We start from the raw sequence: 20,194 nt of genomic DNA, 5'->3' as shown, positions 1-20,194 counted from the left end.
GATCTACCTAGGGGCGCGGGGCTGTATCGATGTGCGGCTCCGCCGCGTGGGCGCGACCAGCCCCCCACGTCGCCGCACCCCGCGACGAACCCTCAGTCCCCAGTCCGAACCCGCTTCCACACACTAGGCGCCACACTGATCGTCACGGTCAGCACCACCGCCGCCAGCACACCCTCCCAAGGCTCCTCGAACAACGAACCCCCGAGAATCCCGATCAACTGATACGTCACCGCCCACGCCAGACACGCCGGCAGATTCCCGCGCACGAACCGCCGCAGCGGCCACTCCGCCATCAGACACGCCAGCATCACCGGAATCCGCCCGGCCGGCACCAGCCGGGACAGCACCAGCAGCGCGATCCCGTGGTCCGCCAGCTTCCCCTGCGCCTGCGCGAGCCGCTCCTCAGGGGCCCGGCGCCGGATCGCCTCCAGCCACCGCGAGCCGTTCTTCGACCGCATCCCGCGCCGCCCCAGCCAGTACAGCGCGATGTCCCCGAGGAACGCGGCGAGCGAGGCGGTGACGAACACCAGCGTCAGGCTCAGCGGCTCGGTCCGGTGGAAGGCCACCACCGCGGCCGAACTCACCAGCGCCCCCGTCGGCACCACGGGCACCAACGCCCCCAGAAACACCAGCAGGAACAGCGTCGGATAGCCGATCGCCTGCCCCGCCGCCCCCGGCGCCGCCCCCGTGGAGGCGGCTGCGAGCCACGTCACCGCGCGACCTCCAACCGCACACTCTCCCCGTGTTCGAGCCGGTGCACGTCCACCTCCGGCGCGAACTCGGCCGCCCACCGCACGAACTCGGCGCCCGGCGCGTGGAATTCGTGCGGCCGCACCGCGTCCATCCCGATCGGCCAGTACGTCCCGTAGTGCACCGGCACCGCACTGCGCGGCGAGAGCTGCGCCAGCGCCCGGGCCGCGCGCCCCGCGTCGAGATGCCCCTCCCCGAGGTACGGCCCCCACCCGCCGACCGGCAGCAGGGCCACGTCGACCGGGCCGACCTCCTTGGCCATGTCGTCGAACAGCCCGGTGTCCCCGGCGAAGTACGTCCGTGCCGAGCCCTCGACGACGTAACCGAGCGCGGGGGAGCGGTGCGGGCCCACCGGCAGGCGCCGCCCGTCGTGCAGGGCGGGAACCGCGCGTATCAGGAGGTCGCCGATCCGGCGTTCGTCCCCCGGCGCCACCTCGTCCACCCGGAGGTGGGTGAGCCGGCGCAGCCCCGGCACCTGGCGTGGTGCGCCCCGGGGCACGAGCAGGTGCGTGCCCGGCGCGAGCCGGGCCAGCGAGGGAACGTGCAGATGGTCGGCGTGCAGATGGGAGACGAGCGCGACCTCCGCCTGCCAGGCGTCGGGGGGCGGTACCGCTCCGCGGCGGCGGCGCAGATGCGCGAGCCGGCGTGCGAACAGGGGGTCGGTGAGCACACGTACGTCCGCATCCGTGACCGTGCAGGTCGCGTGACCCCACCAGGTGATCTCCACCGGCACCTCTTTGCCTCCTCCGCGCGACTCCCCGAAGCCTACGGGCTGGAGTAGGGTCGGCGGCGAAACCCGGAGGTGAGGGGGACACCATGGGATCGGTCCGTGTCACGGCGATCGCGAGTCTGACGCCGTTGGAAGAGCTGGACGCCGATCCCTTCCTGGTGGACTCCCGCAGTCAGCACGCGATGTGCGCGCGCTGGGCCGCCGAGCGCGGGTACACCGTGCGGCGGGAACTGCTGGTGCGGGGGCTCAGAGCCGACCACTGCGTGCTGTGGGACGGAGTGCGGGCCGGCAGCGACCTGTTCGTCGCACCCAGCCGCCGGGTCCTGGAGAGCGCCCTGTCGTCCGTGGAGGAGTTCGCCGCGGAGTGCGCCCGGCGCGGGGTGCGGGTGGAGACGGTGGGCTTCGCCGAGCCCCGCTACGACGCCCAGATGAAGGCCAGCGTGCACCGCAGGCTGTCGATGCCGACGGCGGGATACGACGGACGGTGACTGTCCGACCCGTGTGACACGCTGGTCCCAGCGCCCGCACCGACGACGGGCCAGGACGTGAGGTGTACCGGGCGTGGTGGCGGGGCGTTGGCAGCGGGTGGCCAGTCAGGTCGGGCGGAGCGTCACGGTGTGGGCGGTCTCCACGCTCACCATGCTCGTGCTGGCCGGCATCCTGCCGGACTTCCAGATCCAGTCCCCCGACGGGGACAGCGCCACCCGGATCGCCGTCACGGCCGCGTTCGGCGCGGGCGCCTTCGGCCTGCTGTCGGCCGTGGTGTGGCCGCTGCTCGTGCGGCTCTTCCTGCTCGTGCCCACCCTCGTCCTCGGGCTGCTGGTCTTCGTGCTCAACGGCTCCCTGCTGCTGCTCGCCCTGCGGCTCAACCCGTCCGGGCGGGGCGAGGTGGCCCCCGAGACGGCCGTGGTGGTGGCCGCCGTGATGTCGGCCGTGGCCTCCGCCACCGGCGGCGCGCTCGCGGTACGCGACGACGACGCCTACCGGCGCCGGCTCTACCGGCTCGCCGACCGCCGACGAAGAAGCCACCCGCCCGGCACCGCCACCCCCGGCACCCTCTTCCTCCAGCTCGACGGCGTCGGGCACGACGTCCTGCTCGACGCCGTCGGCAAGGGCCTGATGCCCACCGTCGCCCGCTGGCTGGAGCGCCCCACCCACCGGCTCACCGCCTGGCGCACCGACTGGTCCAGCCAGACCGGCGCCAGCCAGCTCGGCATCCTGCACGGCAGCAACCACGACGTCCCCGCCTTCCGCTGGTACGAGAAGGACCGCGGCGAGGTGATGGTCTGCAACCGGCCCACCAGCGCCGTCGAGCTCCAGCGACGGGCCGTGGAGCGGGCCGGACACGGCGGACTGCTGGCCGTGGACGGCGCCAGCCGCGGCAACCTCTTCTCGGGCGGTGCCGAGGAACAGGCCCTCGTCCTGTCCATCGCCACCCGCCGCCGCAGCCGCGAGACCCGCTCCCGCGCGGGCTACTTCGCCTACTTCTCCGACCCCGCCAACGCGGTCCGCACCGCCCTGTCCTTCTTCGCCGAGGTCGGCCGCGAGATCGGCCAGTCCGTCCTCGCCCGCGCCCGCAAGGAGCGCCCGCGTGTGAGCCGCGGGGGCCTGTACCCGCTCGTGCGGGCCTTCGCGACCGTCGTGGAACGGGACGTCGTGGTCGCCGCCGTCATGGGCGACATGCTCGCCGGGCACACCGCGATCTACGCCGACCTCGTGGCCTACGACGAGGTCGCCCACCACTCCGGACCCATGAGCCGGGACGCCGGGAAGGTTCTCCAGCGCCTCGACCGTTCGCTCGCCCTGATCGAGAACGCTGCCGAGCACGCCCCGCGCCGGTACCGGATCGTGCTCCTCTCCGACCACGGCCAGAGCCCAGGCGAGACCTTCCGCACCCGCTACGGCCTGACCCTCGCCAACCTGGTCCGGGCCGGCTGCGGGCTGCCCGTGCCGCGCAAGGCCGAGCGCACCCACAGCGGGGCCGAGGCCCGCGCCGCCGTCCGGGCCGCACTGCGCCGGCCGGGCAAGGAAAGCCGCGAGCAGTACCGGCCTGCGCGGGACTCCGAGCCGATCGTGCTGGCCTCGGGCAACCTCGGGCTGGTGTCCTTCCCCGATGTGCCCCACCGGATGAGCAAGGAGGAGATCGACGCACGGCACCCGGCCCTGCTGACCACGCTCGCCAACCACCCCGGCATCGGGTTCCTCCTGGTGCGCAGCGAGGAGCACGGCGGGGTGGTCCTCGGACCCTTCGGCACCGAGATACCGCTGGACCGACTCGACGAGAACCCGGGGCCGTTGGCCGACTTCGGGCCCGGCGCGGTCGAGGCGGTGCGCCGTACGCACTCCTTCCCGCACACCGCCGACATCATGGTCAACTCCTGGTACGACCCGGCCGAGGGCGAGGTGCTGGCCTTCGAGGAGCAGATCGGGTCCCACGGGGGGCTGGGGGGCGCACAGGGGAAGCCTTTCCTGTTGTCGCCGCTCGCCTTGTCCGCGCCGCCGGAGGGGCTCGCCGGGGCGGAGGGGGTTCACCGGGTGCTGCGTCGGTGGCTGGATGAAGCGGGGGGTCCTCAAGTGCCGGTGACTGCGCCAGAGGAGACGGCCGCGTAGTTGTCTGGCTGCGGGCCCGTGGGGGGCTTGTCGCGCAGTTCCCCGCGCCCCTGAGTGGGTACAGGCACCCTGCGAAAATTCAGCTGCGTTCGTGTGGCCGGGCAACCACACTGTTCGAGTTGCACCTCCCTTTTCGAACACCCCTGGAGCCACCGCTTTGCAGGCTGCCGTCACCGTCACGCCCTCTCGTATCCCCGAACTCCTCCTCGGCCTCGCCACCGTGCGGCCCGTCTTCGTCTGGGGTGCCCCCGGCATCGGGAAGTCCTCCCTGGTCCGGGAGTTCGCCGCCTCGCTGGGGCTGGAGTGCGTGAGCCTCATCGGTACGCAGCTCGCTCCCGAGGACCTCATCGGGGTGCCGCAGATCCGCGACGGCCGCTCCGTGTTCTGCCCGCCGGAGTCCATCGCGCGCGACGAGCCGTACTGCCTGTTCCTGGACGAGCTGAACGCGGCCACCCCGGACGTGCAGAAGGCGTTCTACTCGCTCATCCTGGACCGCCGGATCGGGGATTACGAACTCCCCGAGGGCTCCATCGTCATCGGCGCCGGCAACCGGGCCACCGACAATGCGCTGGCCCGCCCCATCGCCTCCGCCCTCGTCAACCGCCTCACCCACGTCCACCTGGAAGTCTCCGCGAAGGACTGGCTGGTGTGGGCCGGCGAGCACGGCATCCACCCCTGGATCCTCGACCACCTCACGGACCGGCCCGACCACCTGTGGTCCAAGCCGCCCAAGACCGAGGAGCCCTTCTCCACGCCCCGCTCCTGGCACATGCTCTCCGACGCGCTGCACTCCTTCGGCCGGGACCTCGACGAGGAGACCCTCCAGGTCCTCGCGCACGGCACGCTCACCCCCCGGCACGCCACCGCGTTCTGCGGCTACGTCAAGATCGTGCGCAGCCGGTTCGGCATCGAGGCCATCATCAAGGGCGAGGCCCGCTGGCCGAACCGCCTGGAGGACCGGGACCTGCTCTACTACCTCGCCGAGTCCTTCCGCGGCCGTCTCATCAAGGAACTCCCGGCCGGAAAGGAGCACATGTCGGCCGCCGGCCGCCAGACCGCCTACCGCGCCAAGTCGCTGCTCGTCCAACTCGCCGAGATCTCCGTCGAGGTGGCCCAGACCGTCATCGCCTCCGACGAGGACGGCAACCCCGTCCTGCCCTCCTGGTTCCTCGTCGAGGCGGCCCGGGACATGCCCAGGCTGGTGGAGGCGCGGCGGTGAAACAGCAGCCCGCCAAGAAGAAGCGGGACCTCGCCGCCGAGGCCTTCGCGGAGGGGATGCGGCTGCTGAAGGCCAACCCGGCGCTCGCCGCGGTCGAGTTCGACGTCTGCCGCGACGAGAAGTGCGAGTACGCGCCCCGGGACGGGCTCGTGGCCGTCGACTCCCACGGCGAACTGCACGTCCACCCCCACCGGTTGGCCGAGCCCGCGGCCTGGGCCTGGGCCCTCGCCCACGCCGTCCTCCACCTCGGCTTCGGGCACGTCCCGGCCGCCAAGGGCCCCCGCGTGCAGCCGGACCGGTTCGACCTCGCCGCCCGCTGTGTCGTCGTCAACCGCTTCCTGCTCGGCTTCCCCGTGGGCGAGGCCCCCGAGGACCTGCCCGCCTCCTACCCCGACGGCGACGAGGAGCAGCTCGCCGCCCGCTGGCGGCGCCACGGGCTGCCCGCCGCGTACGAGCGCTGCGGCACCGCCCATGACCGCCCCGACCAGGTGCTCATGCCGTGGTACGGCTATTCCGTACCGCCCCCCGACCACCAGCTGGCGTTCGCCACCGCGCTCACCCGGACCGTCTCGGCGGCCATGGACGTGGCCGGCGGCCGCCGCGACTCCCTGACCGGCGAACGCCCGCCCCGCCGCCCCTGGGAGCGGGCCCTGAGCTGGTTCATCACCTCCTACCCGCTGCTCGGCGGCATCGCGGCCGGCATCGAACTGGTCGCCGACGCCGAACTCGCCCGCGCCCACGGCATCGCGATCGCCGCCGTGAACACCGAGGCCGCCGAGATCTACGTCAACCCGCTGCGCCGCTTCGAGGACGAGGAATGGCGGTTCATCCTCGCCCACGAGATGCTGCACGCCGCACTGCGCCACGGCGACCGCTGCGGCACCCGCGACCCCTACCTCTTCAACATCGCCTGCGACTACGTCATCAACGGCTGGCTGAACGAGATGCAGATCGGCACCATGCCCGAGGGCCTGCTCCACGACCCGCAACTGGCCGGACTGTCCTCCGAGGAGGTCTACGACCGCATCGCCGGCGACCTGCGCCGCATGCGCCGGCTGGCCACCCTGCGCGGCAAGGGCGTCGGCGACATCCTGGGCGGCCCCCTCGGCTCGCCCCGCGACTACGTCGACCTCGACGAGTTCTACCGCCGTGGCCTCGCCCGGGGCCTGGACCTGCACCAGCAGCAGGAGCGCGGCTTCCTGCCCGGCGGACTCGTCGAGGAGATCCGCGCGCTCAGTCACCCACCCCTGCCCTGGGACGCACAACTCGCCCGCTGGTTCGACGAGTTCGTGCCGAGCCCGCACCCCCAGCGGTCCTACGCCCGTCCCTCGCGCCGCCAGTCCGCCACCCCCGGCATCCCGCGCGCCGGACGCTGGTTCCCGCCCGAGGAGATCGCCCGCTGCACCTTCGGAGTCGTCCTGGACACCTCCGGCTCGATGAGCCGCACCCTGCTCGGCAAGGCGCTCGGCGCGATCGCCTCGTACGCCGAGGCCCGGGACGTACCGGCCGCGCGGGTCGTGTTCTGCGACGCGGCCCCGCACGACGCCGGCTATCTGCCCGTGACCGAGATCGCCCAGCGGGTCCGGGTGCACGGCCGCGGCGGCACCGTCCTCCAGCCCGGCATCGACCTGCTGCACCGCGCCGACGACTTCCCCGCGGGCGCGCCCGTGCTGGTGATCACCGACGGCTGGTGCGACGTCCTGCGGGTCCGGCGCGAGCACGCCTACCTCATCCCGCAGGGGGCCCGGCTGCCGTTCACCGCCCGCGGGCCGGTCTTCCGGGTGAGCTGAGCCGTAGTGTGATCGGATGGGTTCCGCAACCCCCGTCAGCGGGACCACAGGAAAGGACTGATCGTGGCTACCACGCGCTCCGCACACACCGTCTGGGAAGGCAACCTCCTCGAGGGGAGCGGTGTCGTCGACTTCGACTCCTCCGGTGCCATCGCGGCACAGCCGGTCACGTGGGCCTCGCGCTCCCAGGACGCCAACGGCAAGACCAGCCCCGAGGAGCTGATCGCCGCCGCGCACTCCAGCTGCTTCTCGATGGCGCTGTCGCACGCCCTGAGCGGCGCGGGCACCCCGCCCACCAAGCTCGTCACCTCGGCCGACGTCAGCTTCCAGCCGGGCGAGGGCATCACCGGCATCCACCTCACCGTCGAGGGCACCGTGCCGGGCCTCGACGAGGAGGGCTTCGCCGCCGCCGCGGCCGACGCCAAGGCCAACTGCCCGGTCAGCCAGGCCCTGAAGGCCGTGCCGATCACCCTGGATGCGAAGCTGGCCTGAACCCTTTCGCGCAGGCCGCTCGTCCGGGGCGGTCTGCGCGAAGTCCGGTCCGGCACCGGACCGGTGGTGTGAAAGGAAGCGCGATGATTCCGGGAACGGCCGCCGGTACGACGGCACTGGACTCCGGCACCCGTGAACTGACCCGTGTCGTGGCGCTGTTCAGCCTGACCGGACGGCTGGACCCCGGGCTGCCCTCGCCGGGCAGCCTCGTCGACACCTTCGACTTCGGCCGCTTCGCCCTGCACCTGGCGTCCAGCGAGGCCGTGCTGCCCGTGCCGGTGCTCGTCGAGGACGTGCCGCCCGCGGAACTCGGGCTGCCGCACGGCGACCACGGCCTCGACCTCGCCTCCCTCCAGATCGCCGTCGTCGCCACCCCGCGCGGGGACGTCACCCTGGCCCTGGACTGCGGATTCGCCGGGCAGACACCGCCCGAGGGCCTCGCGGCCTGGCTCGCCGACACCTGTTTCCACCGGGACCGGATCACCCTCGGCGCCGCCGGCCTGCTCGACTCGCTCAACGGACGGCTCACCCCGGCCGAACCGCTCGCCTTCGGCCAGAACGTCCACCAACTGGTCTTTCCCGGCGGCGAGTTGAAGCGCGACCTGCTGGACCCCGACGAGATCCGGCAGGCCGCCCTGCTCCACGAGATCGTGTACCGCGGCCGGTCCTCCACCTCCGGGCCGCCCCACCTCATGAGGAACGGCCGCACCCTGTCCGCCCACGGCCGGGGGGTCTCCGTGCACGCCGGATGGGCCGAACACGTGGAGAACGGGCTGACCCTGGTGGCGGTCGGCATGGTCTCCGCGCTCGCCGTCCTCCAGCGCACCCGGCTGGCCGCCTTCGGGACCATGCGCGCCAACGAACGGGCCGCGGCCGAGTCGCCGTACGAGATCCGCAGGCTGATCTCCCGGCTCTCCGACGGGGTCAACGAACTCCAGCTGGACCTGGCCTTCGGGGTCGAGGCGTACGTCGACGGCCTGCTGATCCCGGAGACGGTCATGCAGTCCTTCCAGTCCTCGCTGCGGGACGCCCTCGGCATCCCCGCCGGCCTGGACAACTCGGCCCGTATGGTCGAGCGCCTGACCTCGGTGATCAGCGCCCGCTCCGCGGCCCTGGACGCCCAGCTCGCCGAGCGCGACGACCGCAGGGACCGTACGGTCTCGGCGCTCGCCGCGGTGGCCACCGGTATCGCGCTGCCGCCGACGCTGCTGCTCGGGTTCTTCGGGGCCAACGCCTCCACCGTGGACAACCGGCGCTCCATCTTCGACGCCCACTACCTCCCGGCCTATCTGCTGGCCTGGCTGCCCTTCATCGCCCTCGCCGTGATCGGGTACCTGCTGCTCAGGCGGGTCAGCCGGCGTTCCGGCTCCTTCCTGGCCACCTCGCAGGTGAACAGGTCCGTACCGGTGCCCGCCCCCCGGCCGCGGGGTACTCGTTCCCCTGAGCGGGACCCCGCGCGCCATTGACAAGAACGCGCTCAAGTTTTGTGCTGGAGTGCGGGAAGGCTCCCTGACGGGACTCCTGGCGCAAGCGGAACTCCTGGCGCAAGCGGGACTCCGGGCGAAGCGGAACTCCTGGGCGGAACTCCTGGTGGAAGGGGACGGCGATGGGACGGGCGGTCGGGATCGATCTCGGGACCACGAACTCGGTGGTGGCCGTGCTGGAGGGCGGTGAGTCCACGGTCGTCGCCAACGCGGAGGGGGCCAGGACCACACCGTCGGTCGTGGCCTTCGCCAAGAACGGCGAAGTGCTCGTGGGCGAGGTCGCCAAGCGGCAGGCCGTCACCAACGTCGAGCGCACCGCGCGCTCCGTGAAACGGCACATGGGCGACGGGAACTGGCGCTTCCCGGACCAGGGCTCGATCGACGGCACCCGGTACCGGGCCCAGGAACTGTCCGCGCGGGTCCTCCAGAAGCTGAAGCGGGACGCCGAGTCCTATCTGGGCGAGGACGTCACCGACGCGGTGATCACCGTCCCCGCCTACTTCGACGACACCCAGCGCCAGGCCACCAAGGAGGCCGGCGAGATCGCGGGCCTGAAGGTCCTCAGGATCATCAACGAGCCCACGGCGGCCGCGCTGGCGTACGGACTCGACCGGGGCGAGGAGCAGACGGTCCTGGTCTTCGACCTCGGCGGCGGCACCTTCGACGTGTCCCTCCTGGAGATCGGCGACGGCGTCATCGAGGTCAAGGCGACCAACGGCGACACCCGTCTCGGCGGCGACGACTGGGACCACCGGATCGTGGAACACCTGGTCAAGCGCTTCAAGGGGCAGTACGGCGTCGACCTCGGCAACGACAAGATGGCACTGCAACGACTCCGCGAGGGCGCCGAGAAGGCGAAGATCGAGCTGTCGTCGTCCTCCGAGACCACGATCAACCTGCCCTACATCACCGCCTCCGCCGAGGGCCCCCTGCATCTCGACGAGAAGCTGACCCGCGCCCAGTTCCAGGAGCTCACCGCCGACCTGCTCGACCGCTGCAAGACGCCCTTCCACCAGGCGGTCAAGGACGCGGGCATCAAGGTGGGCGCGATCGACCACGTGATCCTCGTCGGCGGCTCGACCCGGATGCCCGCGGTGACCGACCTGGTCAAGGAGCTCACCGGCAAGGACCCGCACAAGGGCGTCAACCCGGACGAGGTCGTCGCGGTCGGCGCGGCCCTCCAGGCGGGTGTCATCCGCGGCGACGTCAAGGACGTGCTGTTGCTCGACGTCACCCCGCTGTCCCTGGGGATCGAGACCAAGGGCGGCATCATGACGAAGCTCATCGAGCGCAACACCACGATCCCCACCCGGCGTTCGGAGATCTTCACCACCGCCGCCGACAACCAGCCCTCGGTGGGCATCCAGGTCTACCAGGGGGAGCGGGAGATCGCCGCGTACAACAAGAAGCTCGGCGTCTTCGACCTCACCGGTCTGCCGCCCGCGCCCCGGGGGGTTCCCCAGATCGAGGTGGCCTTCGACATCGACGCGAACGGGATCATGCACGTCTCGGCGAAGGACCTCGCCACCGGGCGCGAGCAGAAGATGACGGTGACGGGCGGCTCTGCGCTTCCCAAGGACGACATCGACCGCATGATGCGGGAGGCCGAGCAGTACGCCGAGGAGGACCACCGGCGCCGCGAGGCCGCCGAGACCCGCAACCAGGCCGAGCAACTCGTCTACCAGACCGAGAAGTTCGTCCGGGAGAACGACGACAAGGTGCCCGCCGACACGAAGACGGAGGTCGAGTCGGCGGTGGCGGACCTCAAACGCCTCCTGGAGGAGAACGCCGACACCGCCCCCCTCCGCGACGGCGTGGAGAAACTCGCCTCCGTCAGCCAGAAGATGGGCCAGGCCATGTATGCCCAGGCCCAGGCCACCCCGCAACAGCCGCCGCAGGACGAGCCGACGTCAGCGCCCCAGGACGAGGAGGGGGTCGTCGATGCGGAGATCGTGGACGACGACAGGAGCGAGACAGACGCGAACGACCGCAGGGGCGGGGCCGCCTGAGGAACCGGGGACCTAGCGCACCCTCGTCGGCAGTGCGGCGCACACGGCGTCCAGGACCGACGCGTACGGGGTGCCGGCAGCGGTGAGCCTGGAGCGCAGTCGCTCCAGGCCCTCCCGGTGTCCGGTGAGCAGGTCCGTGTCCCCGGTCCGGGCCGTGAACTCCAGCACCGCGGGCAGGAAGTCCGGCACCTGCTCACCGGTCAACTCCAGCCCGGCCGCCCGGAACACCTCCTTGAACCGCTTCCGGGTGCCGCCGTCCTGCCACCGGCTCAGGTACAGACTGTGCCGGTTCCCGGAGCCGAAGACCCGGTCGTAGTGCGCCGCCAGGTCCTGCGCGGACGTCACGGCCGCGTGGTCGGCGAACTCCCGCAGCTGCGGGGCCGCTTCCCGCAACAGCGGCAGCCGGGCGCGCAAGTCGTCGTCGGGATACGTCAGGCAGAGCGCCGCCGCCTGGTACAACACCGCATCCGAGGGCATCGGGCCGCCTCCTGAACGTGGTCGGTGGTCTGCCGTGGGCGCGCTGCGTGGAGACCCTCCACCGACACGAACGGCAGCTGTCTGCACCTCGGGCCTTCCGAGCCGGTCGGGGCCCGGCCGCGCGGTCGAGGCAGCTCCGCGTGCGGGTCGGCTGGGACATGCCACGTCCGCGGTGGTGTCCAGGTGTCGGTCACGCGTGCTCCCTCCTCGGCCCACGGGTCCTTCGAACCTAGGGCGGGGTGCGGGAGCGCACCCGGTATCCGCACCCGTACGGGTCAGGCCTTGCGCGCGACCCCCGCGTACACCGGCACGATGCCCTCCACCTGGGCCGCCACGTCCTCCGGGCCCGGCCGCCAGCCCGACACCGGGATCACGCCGGGCCCGAGCAGCTCCAGGCCGTCGAAGAACCGGGAGAACTCGGCCAGCGAGCGAGGGAAGAACGGCGTGCCGCTGCGACGGAACTGCTCGGCGGCCTTCTCGATGGCCTGGGGGCTGAGATCGGGCGTGACCTGCGAGAGGATCAGGAAACTGCCCGGGGCGAGCGCGTCGACGTACCGCGCGAGCAGGCCGTACGCCTCGTCGCCCAGATAGTGGGTCAGCGCGACCAGGGACAGGGCGGTCGGCTGCGAGAAGTCCAGGGTCTCGGCCGCCAGCCGCAGAATGGTGTCCGGCTCGCGGACATCCGCGTGGACGTAGTTCGTCGCCCCCTCGGGGGTGCTGTGCAGCAGCGCCTGCGCATGCCTGAGGACGATCGGGTCGTTGTCCGCGTACACGACCCTCGACGACGGTGCGACCTCCTGGGCCACCTGGTGCAGGTTGGGCTCGGTGGGGATGCCGGTGCCGATGTCCAGGAACTGGCCGATCCCGGCCTCGGCGGCCGTCCGCACCGCCCGCTGCATGAACCGGCGGTTGGCCCGCGCCCCGCGCACCACCGTGCCGTCCACGGCGAGGATCCGGCGAGCCAGTTCCTCGTCCACCGGGTAGTTGTCCTTGCCGCCCAGCCACCAGTCGTACACCCGGGCCGGGTGCGGCCGGCTGGTGTCGATCCTGGGCGCGTCGGATCCGGTCATGCGGTGTCTTCTCCCCTTCGTCAGGATGCCTGTGCTCAGAAGTCCGCGCGGCGCTCCCGCAGCAGCTTCTTCGTCCGCTCGGCCGACGCGGCCCGCGCCGACATGTGGTCCAGGACCTCCAGATGCGTGGCGACCTCCTGGCGGGAGTCCAGGTACAGCGCGCCGGTCAGGTACTCGGTGAACACCATGTCGGGCAGCTCCGGTTCGGAGAAACGGAACAGCGAGAAGGGCGCGTACGTCCCCGGGTGCGGGCCCTCCTCGAACTCGCACACCTGGAGCGTGATCCGGTCGCGCTCGGCGAACTCCAGCAGTTTGTCCAGCTGCTCGGCCATCACCTCGGAGCGGATGCTCACCGGGCGGCGCAGCACCGTCTCGTCCATGATCGCCCACAGGTGGGGCGGATCAGGGCGGTCCAGGAGCTTCTGGCGGGCCATCCGCAGCGACACGTGCCGCTCGATCGCCTCCGTCCCGGACTGCCCGATCGTCCCGGCCTCCAGGACGGCCCGCGCGTAGTCCTCGGTCTGGAGAAGGCCGGGCACGAAGTGCGGTTCGTAGGAGCGGATGATCGCGGCCGCGCCCTCCAGGCTCACGTAGAGGCTGAACCACTCGGGCAGCACGTCGTGGAAGCGCTGCCACCAGCCCGGCTGGTTGGCCTCCTCGGCCAGCCGGACGAAGTCCTCGACCTGGGCCGCGGGGACCCCGTACGTCTCCAGGAGCACCTGAACGTACGGGATCTTCAGGGCGACCTCGGCCATTTCCATCCGCCGCACGGTCGCGGGGGCCACCCGCAGGACCTGGGCCGCCTCCTCGCGCTTGAGGCCGGCCGCCTCCCGCAGTTCCTGCAACCGCCTGCCGAGCACCACTTGGCCCACGGTCGGCGCAGGTCGCCGCTCACTCACGCCACGCCTCCCCTACGCGTCGAAGCTTGCGTGCAGTGTGTCATGTCCCGGTGTCCCGCTCACCGGTCACGCTCGCTTTGCTCCTTACCACCAGCCTCCTTGCCACCAGCCTCCTTACCGCCAGCCCTCCTTACCTCCCGCGTCATCGACGCCGGCACGGGAGCGCGGGATCGTGGTTCCGAGGGTCCCGGGCCGGCGCACTCCGGCCCGGGACCCCCTCAGGGCAGCAGCGCGTGCAGGTACTTGACGGTCGCCGGGTCGGCCGGAAGGAACGTCTCGATGGCCAGCTCGGCGACGGTCACGTCCATGGGGGTGTTGAAGGTGGCCGTGGAGGAGATGAACGACAGCGTCCTGCCCTCGTGCTCGATCCGCATCGGCAGCGCGAAGTAGGGGACGGGCTCGTCCTGTTCGGCGCCGGTGTCCTCCTGCGGGTCCGGCACCGGATAGGCCGCCACCTCCTCGTACAGCTCACGCAGCTGCTCGGAGCGGCGCAGGGCGATCTGCCGCCGCATCTGTTCCAGCAGATGCCCGCGCCACTGAGGCAGATTGAGGATGCGCGGGGCGAGACCCTCCGGGTGCAGGGTGAGCCGCATGGTGTTGAGCGGCGGCCGCAGCAGCGACTCGGGGACGCCGTCGAGGAGCATCATGATCCCGCGGTTCGCGGCCACGACGTGGTACGACGCGTCGAACACCAGGGCCGGGTAGGGCTCATAGCCCTGGATCAGCCGCTCGATGCCCTCGCGCACGGCGTCCAGGGCAGGGTCGTCCAACGGGGTCTCGGGGAAGCGCGGAGCGTAACCGGCGGCCAGCAGCAGCGCGTTGCGCTCCCGCACCGGTACCTCCAGATGTTCGGCGAGGCGCAGCACCATCGCCTCGCTCGGCCGGGAGCGGCCCGTCTCGACGAAGCTGATGTGCCGGGCGCTGGAGTCCGCCCGCAGCGCCAACTCCAGCTGACTGACTCGCCGTTGCTCCCGCCAGGCGCGCAGCAGCGGGCCGACTCCCTGGTCGGAGGGGGTGGTTGTGGTGGAGGGGGCAGTGGTCATGAGGACGACCGTAGTCGAGGGTGCGAGCAGGTGACCGGGCCGTGGACCCGCCGTCCCTCTCCGTGGGACGGCCGTGATCCCCACGGTGGCGGACGGCCTCGCCGGGACGGCAAGCGGGTGAGCGGCCGGAGATCAGCCGGACCCGGGCCCGCCTCTCACCCGGGGGAACCCTCCGACCAGGACCGCGGCACCCGTCCTGTGGCAGCCTGGACAGAAAGCCGACCCCAGGAAGGAGCGAGGTCATGCCCGTCGAACCGCTGTCGCAGAAGGAGATCGAGGACCGGCTCGCGGAACTGCCGGGCTGGTCCGTCGACGACGGCCGCCTCACCCGCTCGTACCGGCTCGGCGACCACTTCGCCGCGACCGCGATGGTCGTGCACATCGCCCAGGTCCAGGAGGAACTCGACCACCACTCCGACCTCACGCTCGGCTACAACACGGTCGCGCTCGCCGTGCACACGCACAGTGCGGGCGGTGCCCTCACGGAGAAGGACTTCCAGCTCGCGCAGCGGGTGGACGCCCTCGCCGCCGGCCACGGAGCCCAGTGAGCCCGTGCTCGACTACGACAAGGAGGCCCACGCCTACGACGACACCCGCGGCGGCGAGCCCAGGGCCGCCGCGGCCGCCGACGCGGTGCTCGGCCTGGTCCCGCCCGGCACCCGACACCTCCTCGACGTGGGCTGCGGCACCGGAATCGTCACCCGCAGGCTCGCCGCCGCCCGGCCCGCGACCCGGGTCACCGGCGCCGACCTGACCTACGGCATGGCCCGCATGGCCGCCGTACGGCTGCCCGGCGCGGTCGTGCTCGCCGACAGCCGCGCGCTGCCGTTCCCCGACGGGGTGTTCGACGCGGTGACCAGCGTGTGGCTGCTGCACGTCCTCGACCGGCCCGAGGACGTCCGGGCCGCGGTCGCCGAGTGCGCCCGTGTGCTCAGACCCGGCGGGGTGTACGTCACCACCGTCGACAAGGCCGCCGCGCACGACGTCGGCAGTGACGTCGACGCCGTCCTCGCCCCGCGCCCGCGCCGCCCGGCCCCGGACGCGGCGCCGCTGGTGGAGTCGTACGCCGCCGCCCACCTCCTCCACCCGGCGGGACAGGCCCGTTTCCCGGGCCGGGGGCAGGGCCGCAGCCCCCGGCGCACCGCTGCGGACCTGCGACGCGGCTGGTTCACCCAGCTGCGGCCCGGCGAACCGCTCACCGAACGGTTCGCCGAGCAGCTGGAGGCCCTGCCCGACCAGGAACTCCCGCGCGCGGACCCGGTGTTCAGCGTCCGGGCCTTCCGGAAGGCCTACTGAAGTTACTTCGGCTTCGGCCCCCGCCCTGACCTCAGGACACCGTGCAGCTCCGGTCGCCTACCTTGAATGCCGTCGGCTTTCCGTTCGTGCCCGACCAGGTTCCCGTGAAGCCGAAGCCCACGGACGAGCCTGCTGCCACATTGGCGTTCCAGCCGACGTTCTTCGCGGTGACCGTCGAGGTGGACTGGGTGGTTTCGGCGTTCCAGGTCTGGGTGACCGTCTGGCCGTTGGGGAAGGCCCAGGCAAGTGCCCAGCCGGCCCAGGCGCTCGACCCCGTGTTGGTGAGTTGGACGTCTGCCTGGAAACCGCCCGACCACTGGTTGGTGATCTTGTACGTCACCGCGCAGGTGCCCGTCGGGGGCGGGTCGGTCGGATCCGTGGGGCCGCCCCCGCCGGTGTCGGAGGTGTCGCCGTAGATCACACCCCGGCCGTTCGTCGACACGTACACCCGGCCGTACACCCGGGGGTCGCCCGTGATGGCCGCACCCGTCCAACCCCACTGGTGGGCGTCGTCGTTGATGCGGGTCCAGCTCGCGCCCTTGTCCGTGGAACGGAAGATGCCCCGGGCCCCGCCGATCTTCGCGCTGGTGTAGAGCGTCTGGTACGACGCCCCCGGCGCCGCCTTCCCGAAGCCGACGGTGTCGGCCTGGTCGACGTTGGACAGGCTGGTCCAGCTCGCGCCGGAGTCGGTCGAGTGCCACAGGCCGTACGCCCCGTCGGCGGCGCCGCCCGCCAGCCACACATCGCCCTTCACCCCGGGCAGCGCCTTGAACCGTACGCTGTCACCGCTCGGCAGTCCGGTCGACGCCGAGGCCGTGAAGGTCGCGCCGCCGTCCGTACTCACGTAGAACTTCCCGGACTTGAAGCCGTAGAAGGTCTTCGCGTCGACCCGGTCCGACTCCACGATCGCCCCGGCCGGGATCCCGCTCGACGCGGACCACGACGTACCGAAACCCGTCGTGTACCGCACTCCAGCGCCGTCCGGGCTCCACACGAACCGGCCGCCGTCGGAGGAGGCGGCCACCGTGCCGCCCCCGCTCACCCCCGAAGGGTCGGTACCCGCGAACCAGTTGGCCCCGTTGTCGGTCGAGAACGCGATGTGCGGACCGGAGTCCAGGTTCCCCACCCGTACCACCGTGTTCGGGTTGGTCTCGGCGAAGTCCAGACTCGTGGTCGTGGTGAAGTTCGGCTGGGTGAACATCATCGGCGGGACCTTGGTGAGGTCCGTGTGCCGGAAACCGCCGACGTCACCGAGGGCGCTCAGCAGCGGGGCGCCGGACGGGGGCGACGCCAGGTCGTTGACCGCCGTCTCCTCCAGACCCTGGACCATCGGCTTGATGGTGAACTTGCCGCCGGAGTCCCAGTTCGTGAGGTTCTCCGTGCCGTAGAGGGTCGCTCCCGTGCCGTACATCATGCGGTTGGAGTTGAACGGGTCGATCTCCAACGACTCGGTCATCCAGCCGAGTTTGGGCGACTGCTCGGGCGGCGAAGGGTTCGCGCCCCAGGTCAGCCACGGGGAGGAGGAGACGTCGAGGGTGAAGCGGTTCGCGCGGTCGGGGTACGACGTGTAGTCCCACGCCTTCGTCCAGGTCGCCCCGCTGTCCGTGGAGCGGAAGATCTGGGTGTCCGGCCACCAGGCGCTGTAGGCGGTCGCCATGATCGTCTTGGGCTTCTGCCGGTCCACCGTCAGACCGCTGAAGCCGTAGGAGGTGTCCGCCTCCGCGACCGGGCTGATGTTCGTCCAGGTGCCGGTCGCGGTCGCGTACCGCCACACCTGGCCCTTGCCGCCGTCGTACGGCCCGCCCCTGTCGCTGTACGTGAGGTACAGATAGCCGTTCACCGCGTCCAGGACGCCCTTGTGCGCCAGGTACCCCGTCGGCTGCCCGGCGAGCCTGCTCCAGCTCGCGCCGCCGTCCGTCGACCGGTACACCGAGTTCTGGAGGTCGGCCACGCCGACGTAGATCGACCGGGTGGCCGTCCCTGACGTCCCCGTCGACTCGTCGAAGGTGACCCAGACGACGCCCTGGTTGTCGCTTGCGTAGCCGCTGGTGTCGCCCGGATCCTGCTGGTAGGTGCCGGGGTTGGGGAAGGCGGTCACCTGGGACCAGGTGACGCCCGAGTCGGTCGACCGCCACAGCCCCTTGCCGCTGGGCGCGCCCAGGTACAGCACGCTGTTCTTGTTCGGGTCGACGGCGAGCCGCTCGCCCATGCCCCGCCCCGGCATGTTGCCGCCGAGCTTGAAGGGCAGCACGGTCTTCTGCCAGCTCGCACCCCGGTCGGACGACCGCATGACCGCGCCGTTCTTCGGATCCCAGCTGTTCGTGTACGTCCCCACGGCCGCGTACACCTTGTCCGGGTCCACCGGGTCGGAGGCCAGGCCCACCACCCCCGTGTGCCCCCAGTCGTCCCAGCCGACCGAGTCCAGCAGCGGTGTCCAGGTCTTCGAGGACTCCTGCCAGCGATAGGCGCCGCCGATGTCCGTGCGGGCGTACGCGAGGTTCTTCTCCTTGCGGTTGAAGACGATGCCCGGCACGAATCCGCCGCCGTCGATCCGGGCGTTCTTCCAGGTGTACGTGTCGGCGGCGAGCGGGACCTCGGAGGTGTTGCCGGCGGCCACCACGGGTGGGGTGCCCGCGAGCAGCCCGGCCGCGAGCGCGAGCACCGCCGTCAGGATGCGGGTTCTTCGCACGGAGGAGTCCTTTCCGGAAAGGGGAGCGCACGGAGTGGGGGGAGCGCTTTCCGTTCACAGCGAGAAGCGCCGGGCGACCCCCAGTGCGGGAGGGGGCCGCCCGGCCGGTCGGCCCCGCCGTCAGGTGGCGGGGCCTATACGCGGAGCCTTCGAGCGGCTCCGAGGGAGAAACGGTGCCTGTAGCGCTTTCAGGGGCGCGGGGAACTGCGCGACCAGCCACAGCGGACCCGCAGTCGACAACGGTCTCCCCACGGAGTGCTCGGCGGGGGCTATTCGAGTAGCTCCGCGTACGAACCCATGGCCAGGGCGATGTCCGCCTGGGCCCAGAACCGGTGATACGTGAACGACGGCACCGCGCCGCCCGCGAGATACGCCTGGATCTTCGACCAGGCAGGGTCGTTCTTGTAGAAGGACCGGATGGACTCGAACGTCGACGAGGAGTTGATCGCGTCCCCGTTCGGCATGGTCCCGGTCCACCCGCTCGGCACGTACACCGAGTCGTCGAACCGGTTGTAGTCCGCACGGTCCTCCGGCACCGCCACCCCGAGGCTCCGGTAGGTGCCGTCCGGGTTGATGGTGGTCTTGGACAGCGCCCACTTGACCCACTTGTCGAGGACCGCCTTGGCCTGCGTGTTCCCCGTCTGCTGGTAGTACTCGGCGACGCGTTCCATCGACCAGGCCTGGAAGCCGAACCACTGGTTGGACGGCGGGTCGTGGTAGACGGGCTGCTCGTCGTAGTACATCCCGTAGAAGGTCGACTTGCCGGCCGGGGGAGTGGCGTAGCGGCCCGCCCAGCTGTTGGTCGCACCGCCCGCGATGGCACCCTCGTCGGACTGGAGCCAGCGGTAGAACTCCAGCTGCCGGGTCAGCGAGGTGTTCCAGTCCGCCGCGCCCGTCGCCGACTTGGGCTTCAGGTCGGCGTAGGAGCTCAGCGCGTACGCGGCCATCGGGTTCTGGTAGCCGCTGTGCGCGTGGCTGGAGCCGATGCGCCAGGCCCACCCCGCCGAGGTGTCCGTCGCGCCACCCCAGGCGTAGTACCAGGACAGCAGGTACATCGAGGAGTTCTTGCCGCTGCCGGCCGCGCAGGTGGACGGCCCGACACAGTTGCCGATCTTCTTGAAGTACTTGTCGTACATGGCGTACCGCAGGTAGTCGCCCATCTTCGCGGCCTTGCCCACGGTCGCGGAGACGTCGGAGCCCTTGCCCTGCTGCCTGGCCCAGATGTCCGCCCAGTACGCGGCCGAGGAGTCACCGGTGAACAGGTCCAAGTACCCGTTCTTGCCGCCGTACTTGAAGGCGTCGCAGGTCGGCTGCGGCACCGTCTCCCACACCGACTCCTGCGCACCGCGCTGGAAGGTGTTGATGTACGACGGTCCCGTGTCCGTGGGCCCCGCCTCGCACTTGGCCGTAGCCGTAGACGTTGTCGACGTCCTGGAGCCAGTGCATGCCGTAGATGTCGTCCGTGCCGTACGCCGACTTCAGCTCACCGGCGATCGGGTCCGACCCCACCGACACACCGCTGTCCAGCTTGGCCGGGTACTCGTTGGGGGTGTCCAGCTCGGGCGCGTAGGTGGCCGGCTTGGAGGCGTTGTAGAAGGAGTTGGTCGGCTGGTCGGCGTGGGTGGGGATCATGTAC

Annotated in this window: 16 protein-coding genes and 1 pseudogene; 9 read left to right on the top strand and 8 right to left on the bottom strand. The window is 71.4% G+C overall.

Going from position 1 to position 20,194, the window contains the following annotated elements:
- Positions 1-92 precede the first annotated feature (92 nt).
- Both IF54_RS0100085 and IF54_RS0100080 read right to left on the bottom strand, forming a co-directional pair.
- A complete protein-coding gene (locus tag IF54_RS0100085) occupies positions 93-713 on the bottom strand; it encodes a DedA family protein (protein ID WP_030313086.1) in 621 nt (206 codons plus the stop codon).
- Positions 710-1,483, bottom strand: coding sequence for an MBL fold metallo-hydrolase (locus IF54_RS0100080; protein ID WP_030313084.1), 774 nt, complete (start codon positions 1,481-1,483; stop codon positions 710-712). Before IF54_RS0100080 ends, IF54_RS0100085 begins: the two co-directional genes overlap by 4 nt.
- An 83-nt stretch (positions 1,484-1,566) precedes the next feature.
- On the opposite strand from IF54_RS0100080, the gene IF54_RS0100075 reads away from it, so the two are divergent.
- The 7 genes from IF54_RS0100075 to dnaK all read left to right on the top strand — a co-directional run bounded on the left by IF54_RS0100075 (position 1,567) and on the right by dnaK (position 11,084).
- Complete coding sequence (locus IF54_RS0100075) at positions 1,567-1,968, top strand: hypothetical protein (protein WP_030313082.1); 402 nt, start codon at positions 1,567-1,569, stop codon at positions 1,966-1,968.
- 151 nt (positions 1,969-2,119) lie between these two features.
- Entirely contained in the window at positions 2,120-4,090 is a 1,971-nt protein-coding gene (locus IF54_RS0100070) for an alkaline phosphatase family protein (RefSeq protein WP_420790351.1), read from the top strand.
- A gap of 157 nt (positions 4,091-4,247) precedes the next feature.
- Positions 4,248-5,309: an ATP-binding protein gene (locus tag IF54_RS0100065; RefSeq protein WP_030313079.1), complete on the top strand. Its 1,062-nt coding sequence runs from the start codon at positions 4,248-4,250 to the stop codon at positions 5,307-5,309.
- Positions 5,310-5,365: 56 nt separating this feature from the next.
- Positions 5,366-7,099, top strand: coding sequence for a DUF2201 family putative metallopeptidase (locus IF54_RS0100060; RefSeq protein WP_234438902.1), 1,734 nt, complete (start codon positions 5,366-5,368; stop codon positions 7,097-7,099).
- Positions 7,100-7,162: 63 nt separating this feature from the next.
- Positions 7,163-7,591 (top strand): OsmC family peroxiredoxin, encoded by a 429-nt coding sequence (locus IF54_RS0100055; protein WP_020133291.1) that lies wholly within the window; start codon positions 7,163-7,165, stop codon positions 7,589-7,591.
- Between the two features lie 83 nt (positions 7,592-7,674).
- Positions 7,675-9,057 carry a hypothetical protein gene (locus tag IF54_RS0100050; protein ID WP_030313075.1) on the top strand — a complete coding sequence of 461 codons (1,383 nt, stop codon included), beginning with the start codon at positions 7,675-7,677 and terminating at the stop codon, positions 9,055-9,057.
- A 140-nt stretch (positions 9,058-9,197) separates the two neighbouring features.
- On the top strand, positions 9,198-11,084 hold the full coding sequence (dnaK, locus tag IF54_RS0100045; protein WP_030313073.1) for a molecular chaperone DnaK: 1,887 nt from the start codon (positions 9,198-9,200) through the stop codon (positions 11,082-11,084).
- A gap of 12 nt (positions 11,085-11,096) precedes the next feature.
- On the opposite strand, the gene IF54_RS0100040 is transcribed toward dnaK, so the two are convergent.
- The 4 genes from IF54_RS0100040 to IF54_RS0100025 form a co-directional block, all read right to left on the bottom strand.
- On the bottom strand, positions 11,097-11,561 hold the full coding sequence (locus IF54_RS0100040; RefSeq protein ID WP_030313071.1) for a nitrate reductase molybdenum cofactor assembly chaperone: 465 nt from the start codon (positions 11,559-11,561) through the stop codon (positions 11,097-11,099).
- 275 nt (positions 11,562-11,836) lie between these two features.
- On the bottom strand, positions 11,837-12,631 hold the full coding sequence (locus tag IF54_RS0100035) for an SAM-dependent methyltransferase (protein ID WP_030313062.1): 795 nt from the start codon (positions 12,629-12,631) through the stop codon (positions 11,837-11,839).
- 35 nt (positions 12,632-12,666) lie between these two features.
- Positions 12,667-13,530 carry a helix-turn-helix domain-containing protein gene (locus IF54_RS0100030; protein ID WP_078851823.1) on the bottom strand — a complete coding sequence of 288 codons (864 nt, stop codon included), beginning with the start codon at positions 13,528-13,530 and terminating at the stop codon, positions 12,667-12,669.
- A 218-nt stretch (positions 13,531-13,748) separates the two neighbouring features.
- Positions 13,749-14,573 (bottom strand): helix-turn-helix domain-containing protein, encoded by an 825-nt coding sequence (locus tag IF54_RS0100025; RefSeq protein WP_030313058.1) that lies wholly within the window; start codon positions 14,571-14,573, stop codon positions 13,749-13,751.
- 242 nt (positions 14,574-14,815) lie between these two features.
- Here IF54_RS0100025 and IF54_RS0100020 point away from each other — a divergent pair, with 242 nt between their 5' ends.
- Both IF54_RS0100020 and IF54_RS0100015 read left to right on the top strand, forming a co-directional pair.
- Entirely contained in the window at positions 14,816-15,121 is a 306-nt protein-coding gene (locus IF54_RS0100020) for a 4a-hydroxytetrahydrobiopterin dehydratase (protein WP_020133284.1), read from the top strand.
- A 4-nt stretch (positions 15,122-15,125) separates the two neighbouring features.
- Entirely contained in the window at positions 15,126-15,869 is a 744-nt protein-coding gene (locus tag IF54_RS0100015) for a class I SAM-dependent methyltransferase (protein ID WP_030313054.1), read from the top strand.
- 31 nt (positions 15,870-15,900) lie between these two features.
- Here the strand turns inward: IF54_RS0100015 and IF54_RS0100010 are convergent, their stop codons facing one another.
- Positions 15,901-18,558: a cellulose binding domain-containing protein gene (locus tag IF54_RS0100010; RefSeq protein ID WP_030313052.1), complete on the bottom strand. Its 2,658-nt coding sequence runs from the start codon at positions 18,556-18,558 to the stop codon at positions 15,901-15,903.
- A 269-nt stretch (positions 18,559-18,827) separates the two neighbouring features.
- Positions 18,828-20,194, bottom strand: a pseudogene (locus tag IF54_RS39290) (glycoside hydrolase family 48 protein); the annotation flags it as partial.

The sequence above is a fragment of the Streptomyces sp. NRRL B-3229 genome, from assembly GCF_000719505.1.
GTDB classification, from domain to species: domain Bacteria; phylum Actinomycetota; class Actinomycetes; order Streptomycetales; family Streptomycetaceae; genus Streptomyces; species Streptomyces griseorubiginosus.
Note: the sequence above shows the minus strand (reverse complement) of the source record. Positions and strands in the feature narration are given on the sequence as shown.